This is a genomic window from Bacteroides ihuae (assembly GCF_900104585.1).
GTDB classification, from domain to species: Bacteria; Bacteroidota; Bacteroidia; order Bacteroidales; family Bacteroidaceae; genus Bacteroides; species Bacteroides ihuae.
Window position 1 is genome coordinate 273,142 of the sequence record NZ_FNVX01000004.1, and the last position, 16,270, is coordinate 289,411.

Genomic DNA, 16,270 nt, shown 5'->3' on the forward strand with positions numbered 1-16,270 from the left:
CTACATCAATGCACATCATTTCATTTCAGCCTTATTTTGTGCCGAACTTTAAAAAAAACGATTATGGCATTAAATTCAGTATGTGCAAAAATCCTGGAAACAGACTTTCACAGTTACTAAATGGATATTTGAACATGCAGAAATAATTAAATAAATATTGAACAATGGAACCCATAAAAAAAATCGACGTGCACCACCATCCTTTTCCGGTGCAATATGTTAACGCCATCAAACAAGCAGGCGTTAAGAAGTCCCTCGGATTTGATTTCCCGATATGGACACCGGAAGCTTCATTAAAAGTCATGGACAACACAGGCATAAAGATAGCGATGTTGTCAATAACAGCCCCCGGAGTTTATTCTTCTGACCCGGAAGCCTCTTTCTCTGAAGCGCTCTCCAAAGATCTGTCCAGAATGACCAATGAAATCATTGCAGAGACCAAAGAACAATACCCCGAACGTTTTGGCGGCTTTGCTACCATACCTATGCTGAATCCTAAGGATGCAATTGAAGAATTACATTATGCCATGGATTGCCTTAAATTGGACGGCGTTTGCCTAATGACCAATTATAACGGGATATATTTGGGAGATACCTTGTTTGACCCCTTTTTTAAGGAATTGAATAAAAGAAAAACGGTTGTTTACATCCACCCCTCTTCCTTGAGAAAACACCCCGATTCCAGTCTGCAAATCCCCGATGCTTTTATAGAAGCCCCTTTCGAATCAACCAGAGTGGCCACAAATCTCTTATTCCAAGGTACTCTTGAAAAATACCCTGACATCAAGTATATACTTTCGCATGGAGGCGGAGCCATTCCTTTCCTGGCTTGGCGTTTATCTGCAATGGCCTATAAAGGGGTGAATAAGGAACTGGCAGATGTCTTAATGAAAGAAGGAAAGCCCACTAAAGGATTGCAACTATTAAAGCAGATGTACTATGATACTGCACTTGTATCCGGAAAAGCAGCTCTAAAAGCTTTGCAGGAATTTGTCGCCCCTGAAAACATCGTGTTCGGCTCAGATTTCTATATAGCCAAAGCAGTTGCTCCCACAGTAATAAAAAATCTGACAGAGGATGGAGAGTTCTACGGACAAGCTCTCAAAGGCATGGAATATGCCAATTGCCTAAATTTGTTTCCGCAATTCAAAAAATACTATGAATAGAACATACTGTTAATTGATTAGAAGCTTTCTACAACCGGTTTGCAGGCCACCATCATAATAGTGGTTTGCAAACCTTTTTTATATCTGATCATGAGCTGACAAGTTCCCCCTCTAAACAATGCAATATATGCCCTTTCTGACACCAATTATCGGCCGATTGATAATGAATTTCAGATTCGTGAAGCCTTGAAAAAAACGCATAGCCCGCATTGTAAGTAATGCAATGTTGATAGCCAATAATTATTGTCCCATATCATTCCGCAGTGTGGATCCATAAACTACAAAACCAAACTCGAATCTATCATCCGGTACATCACAAACGCCGCAACCGGCCTCAGGAAATGTGATGCCTGTCCAACAGGATAATTGTCACAATCTGCCTTTAACTTTTCCCACTCAGTCAGAATGCGTTCCATATCGACTATTTCACCAAAGCCAGATGCTTTCATATCCGCAAAAATCCGATCCATCTCGTCACGGTGCGTATATAATCTTGCCGGAACATCGGAGCTTTGTTTTCCTTTCTTCGTGTTCAGGCGAACCATATCAGGCAGTCTGTCTTTCATCATCGTGCGCAGAACCCATTTGTTCATTTCGCCAAAAAACAGCTCATGAGGAATAGCGAGCGCACTTTCAATAACGCGTGTATCGCCTGTCGGATCACGCAGTTCAAGGCCTGTTTCACATCCAATGGCTGATCCAGATAGAAGCCTTGAAACATTTACATCAAAAATCCGTATGGCTTGTTTCTTCGGATCTGAGTAATGGTATCTGAAAGTCGGATCGAAGTCTGATGCCTTTATTTTTTTTGCAAGATCCAACGATTCTTCAAATGCTTTTGTGCAGTAGGATATATTGTTCCACGGCTGCTTGCCAAAAGTCATTCGCTTATAAATATGAGCAAAAGGCGTATTGCCGAAAAGGATAGGTTTTAATAGTTTCTTCTTGGCAAGACCTATTATGCCGTAACGCTTAAGAATTTCGCCTGCAGGAAGAGCATCTTCGATTCCATTCCACGAAATGGTCGAGTTGCCGAATTCGCCCATGAGCATCGTTCCATAGTTCTCCTTTGCTGCGGTTTTAAAAATGTCGACGATCCAGTATGCATTACAAGCGCCGTGAAAAGGGACACCATACAAGCGTACTGCTTCGTTTATTCCTTCAAGAGGCGATATACCTGCAGAATTGAGAAACGTCGGATCGATATTACCTGCGGCTTCAACGACAGTCTCAATATATGGCTGTTCATCTCCGAACTGGTGTTCCGAAAGCGTATTTGACGATGGAAATTGAGGTACATGGCTGTATGTCCTGAGACGCTGCCCCTGCTTTGCCAGTTGTTCCGCAGCAAGAACACAAACCGAACTTGAATCCATGCCGCCACTAAGCGTAGCCGCTACCGGCTTATAGGAACGCAACCTGCACGCTACCGCCTTGTTGAAACTGTCAAGAAGGTTTTCTACATAGGCTTCGAACTTCAGTCCCTCATGCACACGAATGTCCGCGTAATTCCAATAGCGGTGTAATTCCGCTTTTTCCCGTGTAACACGTAGCGTATGAGACGGCAGAAGATGTTTTATCCCTTTAATAAACGATTTATCGTAATCACCGGACCAGACAACAAGCAGTCTGGCAATCATCAGCTCATCAATCTCTTTTTTGATAAACGGCAAAGGTAAAAGTCCTTTTTCGGATGTCGAAAAAGTAAAAATATTATCGTCTGCATAATATTCAATATCGGAATAATCCCACTTGTCACGGGCAATAAAAAGCCGTTGTTCATCGGTATGAAAAGCGGCAAACGACCATTTGCCCATCAGTCTGTCCACACAATTTTCGCCCCATTTAAGGTATGCCTTGAACATCAAATCTCCGTCAGGCATTACGCCGCGTTCTCCTGCTGGAACATCCAGTGCTCCAAAAAGCTCATCGCGGTTATCAAGGCGACCTTCTGCAACGAACATAAGCTGTGCAGCTTCCACCCACTTCGGCATAGATTCGTTCACAGCCTCCGGCGTATTATACGTTAGCATATGACCAAAGCCACAATTGCCTTGCACGGTAAAAGCCTGTTTTTCGTGTGGAAAATGTTTCATTCCCGAATACATGGTTTCAAGTTCACCAGAAACAGGCCTGCCGTCTCTGTAAAATAGTCCGAAGATAACACTCATCTGTATAACCTCATTCCGAGCCGCTGCGCTCTATTTGATTAAATAACATAAACGAATTACCGCCTCTCATAAAAATGAGAGACGGTGTGGTTGAACAACTATATTATTTTTATTTTAGCTTCCGAGGATGGCATCAGAACTAGACCCGGCGCCAAGTTCCGTATCCTTATTCACATCCAAATCAATAATTTCAGGTGTCTCCCAAACTTGTTTGTTTTCTTCTTTTTCGTTTTTCATAATCGTAAAATTTTAAGTTTATATTTGTAATTTCTAATTCACTGACTATTAAATTGTTGCCTTTTCTTTGCAACACACTAGAACGCACAGAGATTTTTTTATGATACCCGATTAACTTATAGACAAAAATAAATATTAATCCTGAAAAAAAAGTATTTTTGACGATATTATTAATAAAAAAGCAACAAATAATTGGAGAAAACAAGTCATTTATATAAATATTGGGGCTTTGGACTGAAGATTGCTTCAGACATAGAGTTTCCCGAACTACTGGTTTATGATTTTGATATTCCGGACGTGGAGTACATTGTAGATAAGGTTCCTGCTTTCATCTATTATCAATAAACTTTAATTGGCTCACAGAATTCCTTTTAATGTTTTTGAAAAAGCATCTGAATCAGAGACAATATTTTCATTCGCACATTCTAGCCTCTAATGCAATTTTAAGAAAAGCAACTCATCTATACCTTCATTTGGGGGTCTGTCGTTTAGGAGATTCTGATAACGTCTTATGTCTTTAGGTGATAGCTTCTCAAAAGAGGACGCTTTCGATACTTTGGAAATGCGAAAACTCCGTTCCATTATCCGTAATGATAGAGCGTAGTAGATCTTTCTTCTTATAGTAACTCAGAGCCTTATTAACTTCACGAGCGAGCGCTTTAGAATCCTTACCATGTTCTCAATCGGATAATAGTAAAACCTGTCACTCGCTCTACTAAGGTTAATATCACTCCTTTCTGTCCCTTTCCGACAACAGTATCCATCTCAAAGTCTCCTACTCTTTGCTTCTTATTCACGCATTCAGGGCGTACCTCTATGAACTTGCGCTTAGCCCAATGTGTCTTAGAGGGTATAGCAAGACGTTGCTTTCGATAAGAGAGACCGTGTCTGGTATGCTTATACAACTCTCCTACATTGTCCTTGTCTTGACGAAAGAACTTCTAGATCGTAGTCTTACCCGTCATAGGCCTTCCCTCTATCTGAAAACGTCCGGCAATCTGCTCCGGAGACCATTTCAACTCCACCAAACAAAAGATGATATCAGCTTTAATCTTAGGAGTTATCTTACTCCTTGATTTATTCTTCCATCTCTGTCGCTCTTTAGCAAACTCATTGGCTTGATTCGAGCTGTAGTTGCCCGACCGGGTCAAGTTCCTCTTCAATTCTCGGCTGATGATACTCGGGTGTACGCCAACAATTTCCGCTATCCTCTTCTGAGACATGTTAGCCTTGAGAAGTGCTGCGATATTGTACCTTGCAGGGTTTGGAAGCAAAAACGAGTATAATGGAGAGTACGGAAGAGAGCTATATAATCCTTTTTACCATTTGTCAAACGATATATAGACATCTGATTGAATTTTTCTCCTTCTGATATCCCTTTCGCAATAAGTATTTCATCGCCCTCATTGAACTTTGTTTGTTCGGTTTCGCTGCCCAATAGCATACTTCGTGTGCCGGTAGCAAAAGAAGAGCCTATATTTGCGATGAAAAGCACAATATTATCGGCATTTTTCATTACATTAGGTTCTATTTCCTCATTACTGCAAGCGGCAAACCCCACAAGGAGGACTGCCGCTACAAAGAAGAGTTTTACTCTATTATTCATCGAAAATCGGATTACTCGGTTTCTATATCTGCACTACCTCCGTCTCCCCAAGGCAAAATTGAAAAACCGCCGAGTGTAATGGCATCCTTGCCCACGTTGAGGGTGAGATTATACTGCGTATTATGGGTAAATTGCAACGTATTCTTTGACTCCCATGCGTAGGTCTTTCCTCCGATTTTTATATTAATGAGAAAGTTAGGGGGGAGCACCATTGGAGTGCCGGCGTTGGCATACGTATTGGGAACACTTTGCGGAATGAAAATACACTCATATTTAGCTTCTGCCATTTTTGTATCTGCTTCTCCTGCTGTATAGTTAGCGGCGAAAGGACGAATATCATCAGGCTTGGTAAAGTTGTTTGTCATAACAGGCTTATCCAATTCCCACATTACATCGGTAGATGTTCCGCAGACACGCACTTCCTCAATAATATTCGATGTGGTACCTCCCGGTTGTAAATTGAATTCGGTACCAAGCTTGAGCGTAAGATTTAATTTAGCAAAGAAATGATCAAGCTGTACTTTCATCTTACCCTCAACAGTAAGGTCAGTAGCAGGATTGATGCTTTTCTTGAGCATATAAAGGATGTCGGATTTCTCCATATTTTCCTGCTGTGTTTGGTCTTTTTCTATACTGATTTTATGTTCTTGAGCCCAAGTGGAAGCAACCACATTATTGGGGATGCGGAATGCGGTTACATTCACAGGATTCATCTTATTTTGCCACAGCATCACTTTTTCCGATGCAGTAAGCCCTTGTGCTATTTCACTATCACCTTGTGGATTATAAGATTTCCACACGCCTCCGTCTTTCTTTATTTTAACGAAATAGGTGTATTTGCCCGTAGTTTCCAAAGGATTCTCCACATACATGAAAAAGTCCGAGAGATTGTCGGTTGTCATTCCGGCACGTGTTTGAGGTTTGTTTACATCGGCTGCCACGCGAATGACTCCGTCGGCAGGGAAATGATCGGTCTGAGCCATCGGCTCATCGTTTTGACTGCAAGCGACAGCCGATAATGTGATGGCAGCAAAGATTGCCAATTTATTAAATTTATTCATTGTCTTTCCTTTTTATTGGTTTATAATCATATTTTATCTTACAGGGTGGCATCGCATCAAGACATCGGGGTCCGTGTGGAATTAGGAGAAGTCGAAAACGCTTACACATAGATATTACCTTGAATGAGCCGAGGTCGGCAAGGTCAACGCTTCTTCCGGCAAACATCTCTTTGCGCACAATCTCCGCCAAGGCGGTGATGGCACTGCGCACATCGGCACGAGAGAGGGCAGTGGCTTTGATGATACGGCCTTCCCCTGCTTCGTAGTTATCTTGTCTTGCGATACAGAAGCGGCATAGTACATGGTCTTACCCTTGTCTTTGCCAATGCGCATCACTTTTTTTTTACGTTGTATAAGAACATTGTTTATACTCTTTTTGAGCTTTATATTTCAATGGCAGAAGCACTTCGTTAAGAAAGTGTACTTCATCAGCCAATTGATTGCTCTCATTGATGTATTATATCGGATAATTGATATTGTGTATAGTTTTCCAAATAAGCGGTTTAGTACCGTCCAAACCAAAACCAAAGGCTTTATTATTTCCAAGCTCAATGTCCGTTTCAGTAGCAGTACCACACAGTTTGTTTTCATTCCATTCCAATTGCTTTTGGAAGGTTTGCACACAGAGTATGATATTTTTCGCCATTTCTTCGGTAAAGGCATTGACTCCCATTTCTATAATAGGCATACGCAATTCGACAATACGTAGAGCCGTGCACCCACTGAAACAGCCTCGTTTAAGTTCTCGAACCAATGGCATATCTATCTTCGTTAATGCCGTACAGCTCATAAAAGCTGCTTCTTTAATGGTGCGAACATTGGGGCATATTACTGTTTGCAGATTCGTATTGCTGATGAAGGCGTCGTTAGCAATTGAAGTAACTGTTTTGGGCAATACGATGGCTTTTAGGTTTATAATTTGGTCACCTCCTGCACCTCCGTAGAACTGACCGGGGGCTATTTCCGTAATGCCCGTTACTTCACTCAAATCAAGTTCCGTGACATCGGAGTTATTGAATACTGTGTGTCCGTCTTTGATGAAATTCCGAGCATTGCCCACCACTATGAACTTATGTTCTGAAACTCCGGTTCCTGCTGCAATTGCAAAATATCCACCAATAGCCTCTATCACTTCATCGTAATCTTTGGCGTAATCAAGACGAACTATCACAGAGCCTGCCTCACCAAGAGAAAGAATGGATTGTTTGGTCGCATTTCCATCGGGAAAATCGATCGTTGCACCCCAATCAGAGACAGAAACGTCTCCCACTTCGAGACGGTCTTTACCCACAGTTATGTTTACGGTATAATGCTTGTCGTATTGCCAACCACCATAGAGCGAAGAGAGATCTGCCGATACTGCATTGTCTCCCTTGGGCTGCATACTAATCTTTAGATCGTTAAATTTACTTACTGACACGGTTGGCAAAAGAATGGTATAGGAACTATTCACTCCTCCATCGCTTTCAGTATAAGGTATATACTCTTTAGGAGAGATGCTTGTACCAGGGGTTGCATCTGATAGGTTGAAAAGCACCTGCTCAACCTTTATCCCGGATGCATATTGATTCTTGAATCCCTTGACATTAACGGTCAGCTTGATGGTTTTGTGTTGCATGGTAATATCCACGTTCTCCGTTTTCTGAAATGCTCTCGGAGGCTCCATCATCATCAAGTCTGCCTTTGCGATTTTTTCCTTGGTAGTTTGGTCGGTAGGCACGTGGGAGATATAGTTGCTGAAATCCCCATCCGTTGCCAAAACATCCTTGGCTACGGAAGCGGGATAATATGCCTCAAAATTGAGTTCGTTAAATTTCCAAAGCGGATATTTCCCGTCTGATGGACTCCATTTGCCATTAGACAACCGATACGTACTTTTCCCCTCATAGTTATCTGGACCGGCTCCTCCTGTTGCAATAACGAAGATTTCATCCCCCTCTACAAACTGAGTAGCATCATCCACGAGAGGAGTGCTGCGCGTGGCGAACGGACTTTTAATACTTGCCGTAAGATGTACGGCGTTATCGGGAGTTTGTGGTTCCATAAGCTCATTGTTGCAGGAGGTCAGCCCTCCGAAGAGAACAGCCGCTGCCGACAACACGAATAGTGATTTACCTGTATTCATTTCGATATTTTTAATGGATTATTAGTGTTTCTCTTAATCTATCGCTTCCCCTCCGGTAATTTCTTCGGCAGTACCCCAATCATTGATAGTTACTTGATCAAGTTCGATGCGGTTGCGTCCAACGATCAATTTGATGGTCTGTATTTTACCTTTTCCCAGAGTGAGTGATGTGGGGTGTGTATAGACATAGTTTTTGCCGTCTATGACCACGGTAACGGTTTGAATGCTTTGTGGCAGAATGACAGAGGCAAATTCCTTGTTAGCAATAATTACCGGTAAGGTAAATGCAGCTGCAGTGCCGGAGGGAGTGATAAGCCCTTTGATATAATCAATGCTACCGACATTTTTGGCTTCGGTAGTGGCGGAAGTAACGGTGGGTGTGCCCGAGAACTCGTTACGATACTCAAGTTTCACCACAAGTTTGGACATCATGTGGTCAAATTTCAACGAAATAGGATTGTTGGTTGCAATCAGTCCTTTTTTGGTATCGCCGAAGTTGGTTGCCACAAGGAGGTCGCTTTCTTCCTGTTTGGCGGGATCAACTTTCACGGCATCGGCTTTGAAATCGGTAATGGCGCGATTAGGATAGATAGAAAGGAAATAATGTGGCGTCATCATGTCCGTCCACTTCATCATCGGGACAGCTTCCCATTTTGCTCCTTTAAGCGTATTAACGGCATTGTTTACCACAAGTTTTGCCGTGTTTACCTCATCGCCATTGCCCGTCCACGCATAAACGCTGATCTTGTCGCCATCCTCAAAGGTGGAAGTATTGCCATTGGTGACAACACGGCTCATAGCCCCGATGTGGGTACTTACGGTGATGTACTCAGGTTTGCCCACGAGGTTTGCCTGTTCGCTCTCGTTGTTGCAGCTTGTGAGTGCAATGGCTGCCAACGTGGCAGCAAGAAGAATGTTCTTTTTCATTTGTCTGAAACTTTAATTAGATTGTTATTATTAAAAATGATATTACTTCAATGTTGTTAGCGCATATCTATCACGTAGCTGGTGCCGTTGATAGAGGGTAAGGATACGGTGATTGTTTTTGTCTTTTCCGAAGAAGTCAGTGTTTTGACGGTGAATGTGATGGGACTTTCCCATTTGCCGTAGAAGAAAGCGTTTCCATTGAGGTCAGCAAACACGATGGCTTTGCTGGTAGCTTCCCATTTATATAATCGGGTATATTCTCCTCTGGCTATGTTTGAAGCCGTCAGGAATCCGACACCTTGGATCTGCACCTTGCTGCCAGAATTAGCAACAATACGGATGCGACTATAGGGGCGAGACTTCATCTCCTCGGAAAAGTCTATGTTGAGGTCCAATTGCCTCAGTCCGTTGGCATCTGTTTGCTCTATCGATTTACAGGCAAAAGCCTCCTTGCTACCAAGATGTACGTCTTTTATCTCTTCCAGTATCGTTGACCCATCGGAGCGGGTCAGCCACCTGTGCGTGGGCAAATAGTAGCCGGTGATGCGGGCTGCTTTGTAGTTGTGGTGCTGGTTGTATTGATCCTTATAGGGCTTTACTTTGAAGTCTCCCTCGATGCAGTTCCATTTCATCCCGTCATATTGGTAAGTGAGTGGTATTTGCTTTTTTGCAGCACCCTGCATATCGGCAGTCAGGTAGAGACTTATCATGATTAAGATATTGTCTCCATCTACCCATTTTGTTTTCCCTACATCGGGCATACCTACTACAGCAACACGTGTATAGGCTTCGGACGTAAAGGGCAGGTAGTTGGCAACGTTTACTTGAATCGAGAGTGCACGAGGCGTGTTATCCTCCGCATTCGGTATCTCCTCTTGCTGACAAGACGTGAGGGCAAGAATGTCCAGCAACATCCATAATACTTTTGATATTCTTCTGGTCAGAATCATCTTCTTTAGAAAGTTGCAGGCAGGGGACGTGTGATAACACCGCCTTCTTTATCCGTCCATGTCGAACCGTTAAACACCAACTCTTGCGGTGTAGCTTCTACGGAGGAGAACAATGTTATTTTCGCTCCGTTTTTCCACTGTTCACCAGTATCACCACTTCTTGTTACAGAGATGCTTCGCAAGGCTTGCAACTGCATAGGCTCTATCTGCTCCGTCCTGTCGCACGAGGCGAACAGAAGCGGGAGCAGATAGAGTGTTGTTGTTAATTGAGACTTCATATATTAGTTCTTCCTTTTAATGAATAAGATGTGCCCACGTTTCTTTGCCGTTGTCATCCACATAGACCAATTCCTGCCAAGCGGTATTATTCGGCCACCATCTGCCGCCGAACTTTGCTTGCCCACGATTATCTCCATAGCCAATGTAGTGGACATACTCGGTAACTTGGAAACTCAGTTTGTTCTTGGGATTAAGCATCTTGTCGGTGTGCACATAAAGTGTACCCACACCAAAGCGCCAAGGGTCATTGCGGGCGGGATTGTAATCTTCTCCGGCATGACTTGCGGGATAATTTTTGAAGTCACGACCGAAGGGAGTCACATCAGCTCCGATGTATTTCATCTCTCCCTTGGCGGTAATTTTGAGAGCTGCAAGACTGCTACAACCGGAAAAGAGGTAATCATGAAAACGAATGGCTTTCGGGAAGGATATGGCGATGAGTCCGCTACAACCGAGAAACGCTCTTGTATCTATTTGTATCACTTCCGGGAATACGAGTACATTCTTGACATTTAATCCTGTTTTGATTTCACCGTCCCCCCCAATGAAAGCTCCGCCTGTAAGTGAAGAATAGGCAAAGGCTTCAGGATAAATCTGTCTTACCTTTGGGAAATTCACTTTGCCACTAACACCTCCGGACAAGCTTGCCTTCTTAAATGCGTGCTCTCCTATCTCCTCTGCCAAAGGGAAATTCGCTTCAGACATGGATACGCATTCCTCAAAGGTGTTATTATTTATCTTCTTCAGTTTTGGGAAACTTACTGCAAGAAGGCTGCGGCAGTTATTAAAAGCATTCTCTGCAACCTCTTCCACTTCGGGCGTTACAATTCGTTTGAGTGTCTTATTGTTGAAAAAAGCATCTTTGCCGATAGCCTTTACAGAAGATGGGAGTATCAACTCTTCAAACTTGGTAAAATCAACAGCTTCATTCATTACTTTGAAGGCTTTATCTGATATTGCTGTAAGGTCCATAACGTGTGAGAGGTCAAGAGAGCGTATCGTGGTATTCCTCAGCATATTATTGTTTGCGTCGAGAGTCAATTTGCCTGCCGTCTTACCATAGAAAACGAAGTCGTGAACTTGATGTTTTTGACTTTCTGCCGAAGCGATGGAGTCGGCTATCTGCGCTGTTCCGTTTGTAGCTCTATCCAAATAAATATGGGCAAATCCATCTTTTACAATCATTACCGGAATATTTGGTCCTACCGCATCCGTGATAGCCACTTTTCCTCCCCAAGGCTCAATCGTGAATTGCTCTACATCTACTCGTTTTTTCCCTATCTTGAGATTTATCGTTGTAGCTTTTCCTGCTTGAATGACGGGTGTATAGTTCAGTTCCATCGTAACTTTTCCCGTTGAGAGTCCCTTGGATTCATAGACACTGATGGTCGCGAATTTGCTGGTATTTCCTGCATACCAAACGCCTAAAGGAAGCAAACAAGTGGCTTCGCCACCGTTGAGCATCAACTCCTCGCCTCCTTTGGGGAAGAAATCTCGCACATCTACCCGATGTGTGTGTAGATTGTCAATAGAGACCCAAGCTTTGGCAGGATCCCATTGCTCATCAAGCGAAGTAACACGGATGTTCACCTTTGCCATCTGACGCTTAAAGCTTAAGTCTATTGTTTTATCCTTATTTTCTTTCTTTATAGCCTCCCGGCATCTCATGTGGTCTGCCCATGAAATATCATTATCTGCATTGGTACTTCTCTGGTCAGAGGGAACTACAAATCGGGCGTTTTCTTCGACCCATGATGCTTGGTTGGAGCCGTCGAACTTAGTTGTATGCTCAGCCGGATAGTAAGCATCTACGATCAAAAGATCTGCTCCTTGTATCCAATTAATACCGCCATCCATAGGAACCCATTCATTTCCATTCTTACGGTAATGAGACTGTTTCTTGTGGGCTTTATCTTTCACGTCATAGTAGGATATGCCAATGACATCCCCATCTTTGAATTGGGTTTGTTCTTCTGATGTCCCTGTTGGAATGGAACGGGTCACCCCAAATGAATCTCCTATCTGTGCTCTGATTCGGAGAGCGTTTGAAGACAAATTATCCGGCTCTATCACATCTTGTCGACATGATGTAAAAAGTACTCCTAAGCATACAGTTGCTAAAACGATATATTTATTCATTGTTTACCTCCTTCCTGCATGGTACCATATAATGCTGTTGAAGCACTTCTTGTTTCTGTTGTCATTTTTAATGTAATTTCATATTCTTTGTTGGTCTCAAAGCGGAAATTCGTTTCTTGACAAGTCCAGTTATAAGTTTTTCCCTCGAATTGAAACGACACCTTAAACGTCCCGTCGGCAACAGCTTGCGGTATAACCATCAATAGATAGTTAGTTGTGAGTTCGTCATAAGGTGTCCACTTGTAACGGGTAAGAGTGAATGGTTCAGATACAACCCCTTCGGGCTTATTTATTTCGCTTGATGCTGCTACCCAATTGAGATACCTGCCATTAGCCACTGTCCCGAATAGTCCCTCCACCGTTAGGTCACTTATTGGAGAAGATTCTGCAATCATATACTTTCGATTATCATTCGTTAAAGGAATTTGTATAGTGAACTTCACCTTTGCAAAAAAATGACGGAATGAGAGCCGCAACTTTCCGTTCGGACAACTCTCTTTGGGAATAATAGTCGTATTAACATAAACAGGATCATTAGCCAATATATATGCTCCTATATACGATACATTTCTATCCAAAAGTATGTTATAGGGACGTGTCCATCGGTCAGTCTTTTTGAGAAAGAAATTATTAAAATTTTCATTACTCCAATGCACAGCCTTGATATGTACCGGGTCAGTAGCATTCTTGAAATAGAGTTTACGTTGATTTTCCGTCCCCAGATCGTAGGCACGCCATACAGTACTACTATAATAATTACTCATCTTCACCGTATAGGTATAAGCCGGATCCGAGGGATTTTCCACAAGAAGAAAGAACTCACGAATATCTCCTGCCGAAATGCCATCAGAATTGACACGCGTGGAAGACTTAAATCCATCCAGTTTCAGTTCAACCTCTATTGGTATTGGTTTTTCCGCCTGTTTGAGGGCAACTTCTTCTTGCTGACAAGCAGACATCAACAGCAAGAAACTCATCCATAATGTAATGACGATTCTGTTATTCTTCATAATGAAATATTTTATTTGTCGGGGTTGAGTATTTCTCCATTAACTGTCCAATTTTCTTCCCAATCATTGATCTGTATAGGTTCAAGGTGTAAGAAAGATTTTAGTTCAGAATATTTTACTTTTAGATAATATTTTTCGGCAGATTTCATGATCGGAGCCTCTATTTCGCATTTACGAAAACTTCCGTCGGAAAGACGAATAGAAAGAGACAGATATGAATAGCTATCTCCATTTACGGTAGGCATTAAACGTATCGGTAGGGTAAGAAGCATGCCTTTTTGTTCCTTTACGAGCGGAATTCCAACCTGTTTCTTTATATGGGCTGCTCCTCCCCATAATCCGCTTTTATCTCTAAGAGATGGCATAACACCATTGGCTGCATTTATGACAGTTGCTTCCAAAGAAGAATTGTTAGGTGCTCCTTCTATCTCTACTGTAAGTTCTGACAAAATTCGACGTAAAGGAAGAGGAGTCCGAATGTTCTTACCTTGTTCGGTTCTAATAGTTGCTACACTATAATGAGCATGTTCGGGATTAGCCTTTGCATCGCTCATCTCGATGGTAAAACTTTCAAAAGCATCCTCTTTGGTGGAAACAAAAGGAGATGAAAGATTGATGGCAGTAACCACCTTATATTCCCCTGCATCTAAAGAATGAATATCTAAGGCAACATCTTGTTTACTATTATATTGACGCTTTACTACTTGTCTGCCTTCTGAATTGAATATCCAAACGTAAGCATTCTCTATTTCTCTACCCTTGTCGTTTAAATCTTCCCAGTTAAGTGCTGCAGAAAGTCCGTGATCTATGTTCACTGGTTCTTTTTCACAAGCTGTAAGCCCTAATACAATAAGGCATAGTATATATCTGACTGTCTGTTTCATAGTTATTTCTCCTTCATTTCTGTTGTTTCTGAACGACGAGCTTTATCTGCATTTTTTTCTTTGAAATCCCGTCCTCGTCCCTGTGTTTGAATTCGTATAGCATCGATATTATGAGTTGTGAGCCACTTCTTCACGGCTTCAGCTCTACGCACAGACAGCGGTTGATTATAGGTATCGCTACCCATCGTATCGCACCATCCTGTAATCAGGATATTCATATTCGGATTATCTTGAAGGATAAGAAGTAATTCCTGTAACTTAGACTCTTCGCTTTGGGCAATATTTGACCGATTAAATAAAAAGTAGATGACAGGAAATGAAATGATGTCTTGTTCAATATTCGAAATAACAACTGTCGCTTCGGCTATTTCTTGGTCAGAGACGATAATAGAATCCATCTTAGGCTCTTTCGGTAGTTGTGTTTCGTTCAGCTCTATTTCTTTTATAGGGTTTACACCATCAACAATCTGTGAAACCTTCTTTCTGTCTTTTCCAAAAGCCCACGTGAACTTCAACCCGCATTCATAAAGGTCATGGGTTTTGTATATGTGCTTGGGAATGCGATCGAAATCCCCATTTAAATGAGTAAAGCTGCCATAGATACCAGTTTCAAGATATTTAGATATACGATAACTGAATTGTACGCTTCCTCCAATGCCTAAATGACATTGTGCTTTATGACTCATTACCGTTTGTTTTTCATTTATTGTAACGAAATCGGCTTTTGTACATACAGCGGATAAAGAGGGAGACAATTCCATACGCGCACGGAATGTTTCCGGAAAGAAAAAACCAAGTAGATTGACATTCCCCCGTACTCCCATTCTGAATACTCCTATGCGACTGGTCAAATTATTATAATCCCAGCCTTTTTCATCAATAACAGGAGTATGATAACGTATAATATCCTGACCTAACCAGTAATTTGCTGCCACATCTCCCTTACGAACAGCAAGAGTGGTTTTGCCCGTTTGCAAAAACGCTTCTACGGATAAAATGGAATTGAAACGATAGCCGCCGAAAGAAGAAAGGTTCCATCCTACTCGAGATTTATCGGCAGCGAAAGAGGTAAATGTATTTACTCCGAATAGAGATCCACCCTGCATACCAACATACCAACCATCTGTGGTATGTTGGGTTTCTATTATTTCTCTTGTTTGGGCATTAGTTACCACAGATAACAGCAACAAGAAAGATAAAAAAATAAGTTGTTTTCTGTTCATTGTCTTATGTATTTATGAATTTATAACATTCTTGAAATTTCGCGCAAAACTATGAAATACTTGTTGGACACCCTATCTTCTTTCACATCAATATAGGAATATCCCATCATCACCTTTCCGTGCTTGTGCTTTACTTCTGTCACGCCAGTAAAAGTTGTCAAATGTGTCATTCTCATCGTCTCTTATAAAGTTGTTTGGGGCAATAAAATGTTTCGGATATAAGCATTCGTTTCTTCCTTATTTTTCCGAATGAATCGTTGAATGGTTTCTTCAGAAAGGTCATCCAAGAGATGTTTGTGAGCCAATGCATCGAAAGGAATAAGAAAAGGGCGTAGATACAATATCTCTTCTCTTTTCCCCATAAGGTCTGATTGAAAGCTCCGAACTTCCGAAGAAAATCGAATACTTAAGATTCCTTCCTGATTCCTTACGATGTAAACCCAGTATTGCCACATATTTGTCACATATCGTTTTCTTGATGCGACAAAAGTA

At 42.0% G+C, this 16,270-nt stretch carries 19 protein-coding genes and 1 pseudogene; 3 read left to right on the forward strand and 17 right to left on the reverse strand.

Annotated elements, in window-relative coordinates; all coding sequences use genetic code 11:
- The first annotated feature begins 164 nt into the window (after nt 1-164).
- Nucleotides 165-1,166: an amidohydrolase family protein gene (locus tag BQ5338_RS01920; protein ID WP_071145140.1), complete on the forward strand. Its 1,002-nt coding sequence runs from the start codon at nt 165-167 to the stop codon at nt 1,164-1,166.
- A gap of 132 nt (nt 1,167-1,298) precedes the next feature.
- A pseudogene (locus BQ5338_RS16990) lies at nt 1,299-1,437 on the forward strand (Fic family protein); the annotation flags it as partial.
- Nucleotides 1,438-1,444: 7 nt separating this feature from the next.
- Here the strand turns inward: BQ5338_RS16990 and BQ5338_RS01925 are convergent.
- Both BQ5338_RS01925 and BQ5338_RS17095 read right to left on the reverse strand, forming a co-directional pair.
- On the reverse strand, nt 1,445-3,337 hold the full coding sequence (locus BQ5338_RS01925; protein ID WP_071145141.1) for an asparagine synthase-related protein: 1,893 nt from the start codon (nt 3,335-3,337) through the stop codon (nt 1,445-1,447).
- Between the two features lie 114 nt (nt 3,338-3,451).
- On the reverse strand, nt 3,452-3,574 hold the full coding sequence (locus BQ5338_RS17095) for a hypothetical protein (RefSeq protein WP_262483065.1): 123 nt from the start codon (nt 3,572-3,574) through the stop codon (nt 3,452-3,454).
- Between the two features lie 192 nt (nt 3,575-3,766).
- Here BQ5338_RS17095 and BQ5338_RS16780 point away from each other — a divergent pair, with 192 nt between their 5' ends.
- Entirely contained in the window at nt 3,767-3,919 is a 153-nt protein-coding gene (locus BQ5338_RS16780) for a hypothetical protein (protein ID WP_159431301.1), read from the forward strand.
- A 323-nt stretch (nt 3,920-4,242) separates the two neighbouring features.
- Here BQ5338_RS16780 and BQ5338_RS16645 read toward each other — a convergent pair whose 3' ends face one another.
- The 15 genes from BQ5338_RS16645 to BQ5338_RS01985 all read right to left on the reverse strand — a co-directional run bounded on the left by BQ5338_RS16645 (nt 4,243) and on the right by BQ5338_RS01985 (nt 16,140).
- The gene (locus tag BQ5338_RS16645) at nt 4,243-4,479 is read right to left on the reverse strand and encodes a hypothetical protein (protein WP_139265149.1); all 237 of its coding nucleotides are present in this window, start codon (nt 4,477-4,479) and stop codon (nt 4,243-4,245) included.
- A gap of 36 nt (nt 4,480-4,515) precedes the next feature.
- Nucleotides 4,516-4,797 (reverse strand): helix-turn-helix domain-containing protein, encoded by a 282-nt coding sequence (locus BQ5338_RS01930; RefSeq protein ID WP_071145142.1) that lies wholly within the window; start codon nt 4,795-4,797, stop codon nt 4,516-4,518.
- Nucleotides 4,779-5,180 (reverse strand): hypothetical protein, encoded by a 402-nt coding sequence (locus BQ5338_RS01935; RefSeq protein WP_071145143.1) that lies wholly within the window; start codon nt 5,178-5,180, stop codon nt 4,779-4,781. Before BQ5338_RS01935 ends, BQ5338_RS01930 begins: the two co-directional genes overlap by 19 nt.
- An 11-nt stretch (nt 5,181-5,191) precedes the next feature.
- On the reverse strand, nt 5,192-6,241 hold the full coding sequence (locus BQ5338_RS01940) for a fimbrillin family protein (protein ID WP_071145144.1): 1,050 nt from the start codon (nt 6,239-6,241) through the stop codon (nt 5,192-5,194).
- Nucleotides 6,234-6,452, reverse strand: a complete 219-nt coding sequence (locus BQ5338_RS16995) for an HU family DNA-binding protein (RefSeq protein WP_235816357.1) — start codon at nt 6,450-6,452, stop codon at nt 6,234-6,236. Before BQ5338_RS16995 ends, BQ5338_RS01940 begins: the two co-directional genes overlap by 8 nt.
- A gap of 246 nt (nt 6,453-6,698) precedes the next feature.
- Nucleotides 6,699-8,366, reverse strand: a complete 1,668-nt coding sequence (locus tag BQ5338_RS01945; RefSeq protein ID WP_078063356.1) for a fimbrillin family protein — start codon at nt 8,364-8,366, stop codon at nt 6,699-6,701.
- 33 nt (nt 8,367-8,399) lie between these two features.
- Nucleotides 8,400-9,293 carry a fimbrillin family protein gene (locus BQ5338_RS01950; RefSeq protein ID WP_071145146.1) on the reverse strand — a complete coding sequence of 298 codons (894 nt, stop codon included), beginning with the start codon at nt 9,291-9,293 and terminating at the stop codon, nt 8,400-8,402.
- 56 nt (nt 9,294-9,349) lie between these two features.
- Entirely contained in the window at nt 9,350-10,243 is an 894-nt protein-coding gene (locus BQ5338_RS01955) for a hypothetical protein (RefSeq protein WP_139265150.1), read from the reverse strand.
- 5 nt (nt 10,244-10,248) lie between these two features.
- Nucleotides 10,249-10,521 carry a hypothetical protein gene (locus tag BQ5338_RS01960; RefSeq protein WP_139265151.1) on the reverse strand — a complete coding sequence of 91 codons (273 nt, stop codon included), beginning with the start codon at nt 10,519-10,521 and terminating at the stop codon, nt 10,249-10,251.
- Between the two features lie 16 nt (nt 10,522-10,537).
- Nucleotides 10,538-12,661 (reverse strand): leucine-rich repeat protein, encoded by a 2,124-nt coding sequence (locus tag BQ5338_RS01965; RefSeq protein ID WP_071145149.1) that lies wholly within the window; start codon nt 12,659-12,661, stop codon nt 10,538-10,540.
- Complete coding sequence (locus BQ5338_RS01970; protein ID WP_078063357.1) at nt 12,658-13,671, reverse strand: fimbrillin family protein; 1,014 nt, start codon at nt 13,669-13,671, stop codon at nt 12,658-12,660. The genes BQ5338_RS01965 and BQ5338_RS01970 overlap by 4 nt, the downstream gene beginning before the upstream one ends.
- An 11-nt stretch (nt 13,672-13,682) precedes the next feature.
- Nucleotides 13,683-14,555, reverse strand: a complete 873-nt coding sequence (locus BQ5338_RS01975; RefSeq protein WP_071145151.1) for a FimB/Mfa2 family fimbrial subunit — start codon at nt 14,553-14,555, stop codon at nt 13,683-13,685.
- 2 nt (nt 14,556-14,557) lie between these two features.
- Complete coding sequence (locus tag BQ5338_RS01980; protein WP_071145152.1) at nt 14,558-15,778, reverse strand: OmpA family protein; 1,221 nt, start codon at nt 15,776-15,778, stop codon at nt 14,558-14,560.
- A gap of 20 nt (nt 15,779-15,798) precedes the next feature.
- Nucleotides 15,799-15,948 (reverse strand): hypothetical protein, encoded by a 150-nt coding sequence (locus tag BQ5338_RS16785; RefSeq protein WP_159431302.1) that lies wholly within the window; start codon nt 15,946-15,948, stop codon nt 15,799-15,801.
- A gap of 12 nt (nt 15,949-15,960) precedes the next feature.
- Complete coding sequence (locus BQ5338_RS01985; protein WP_139265152.1) at nt 15,961-16,140, reverse strand: hypothetical protein; 180 nt, start codon at nt 16,138-16,140, stop codon at nt 15,961-15,963.
- Nucleotides 16,141-16,270: the final 130 nt, after the last annotated feature.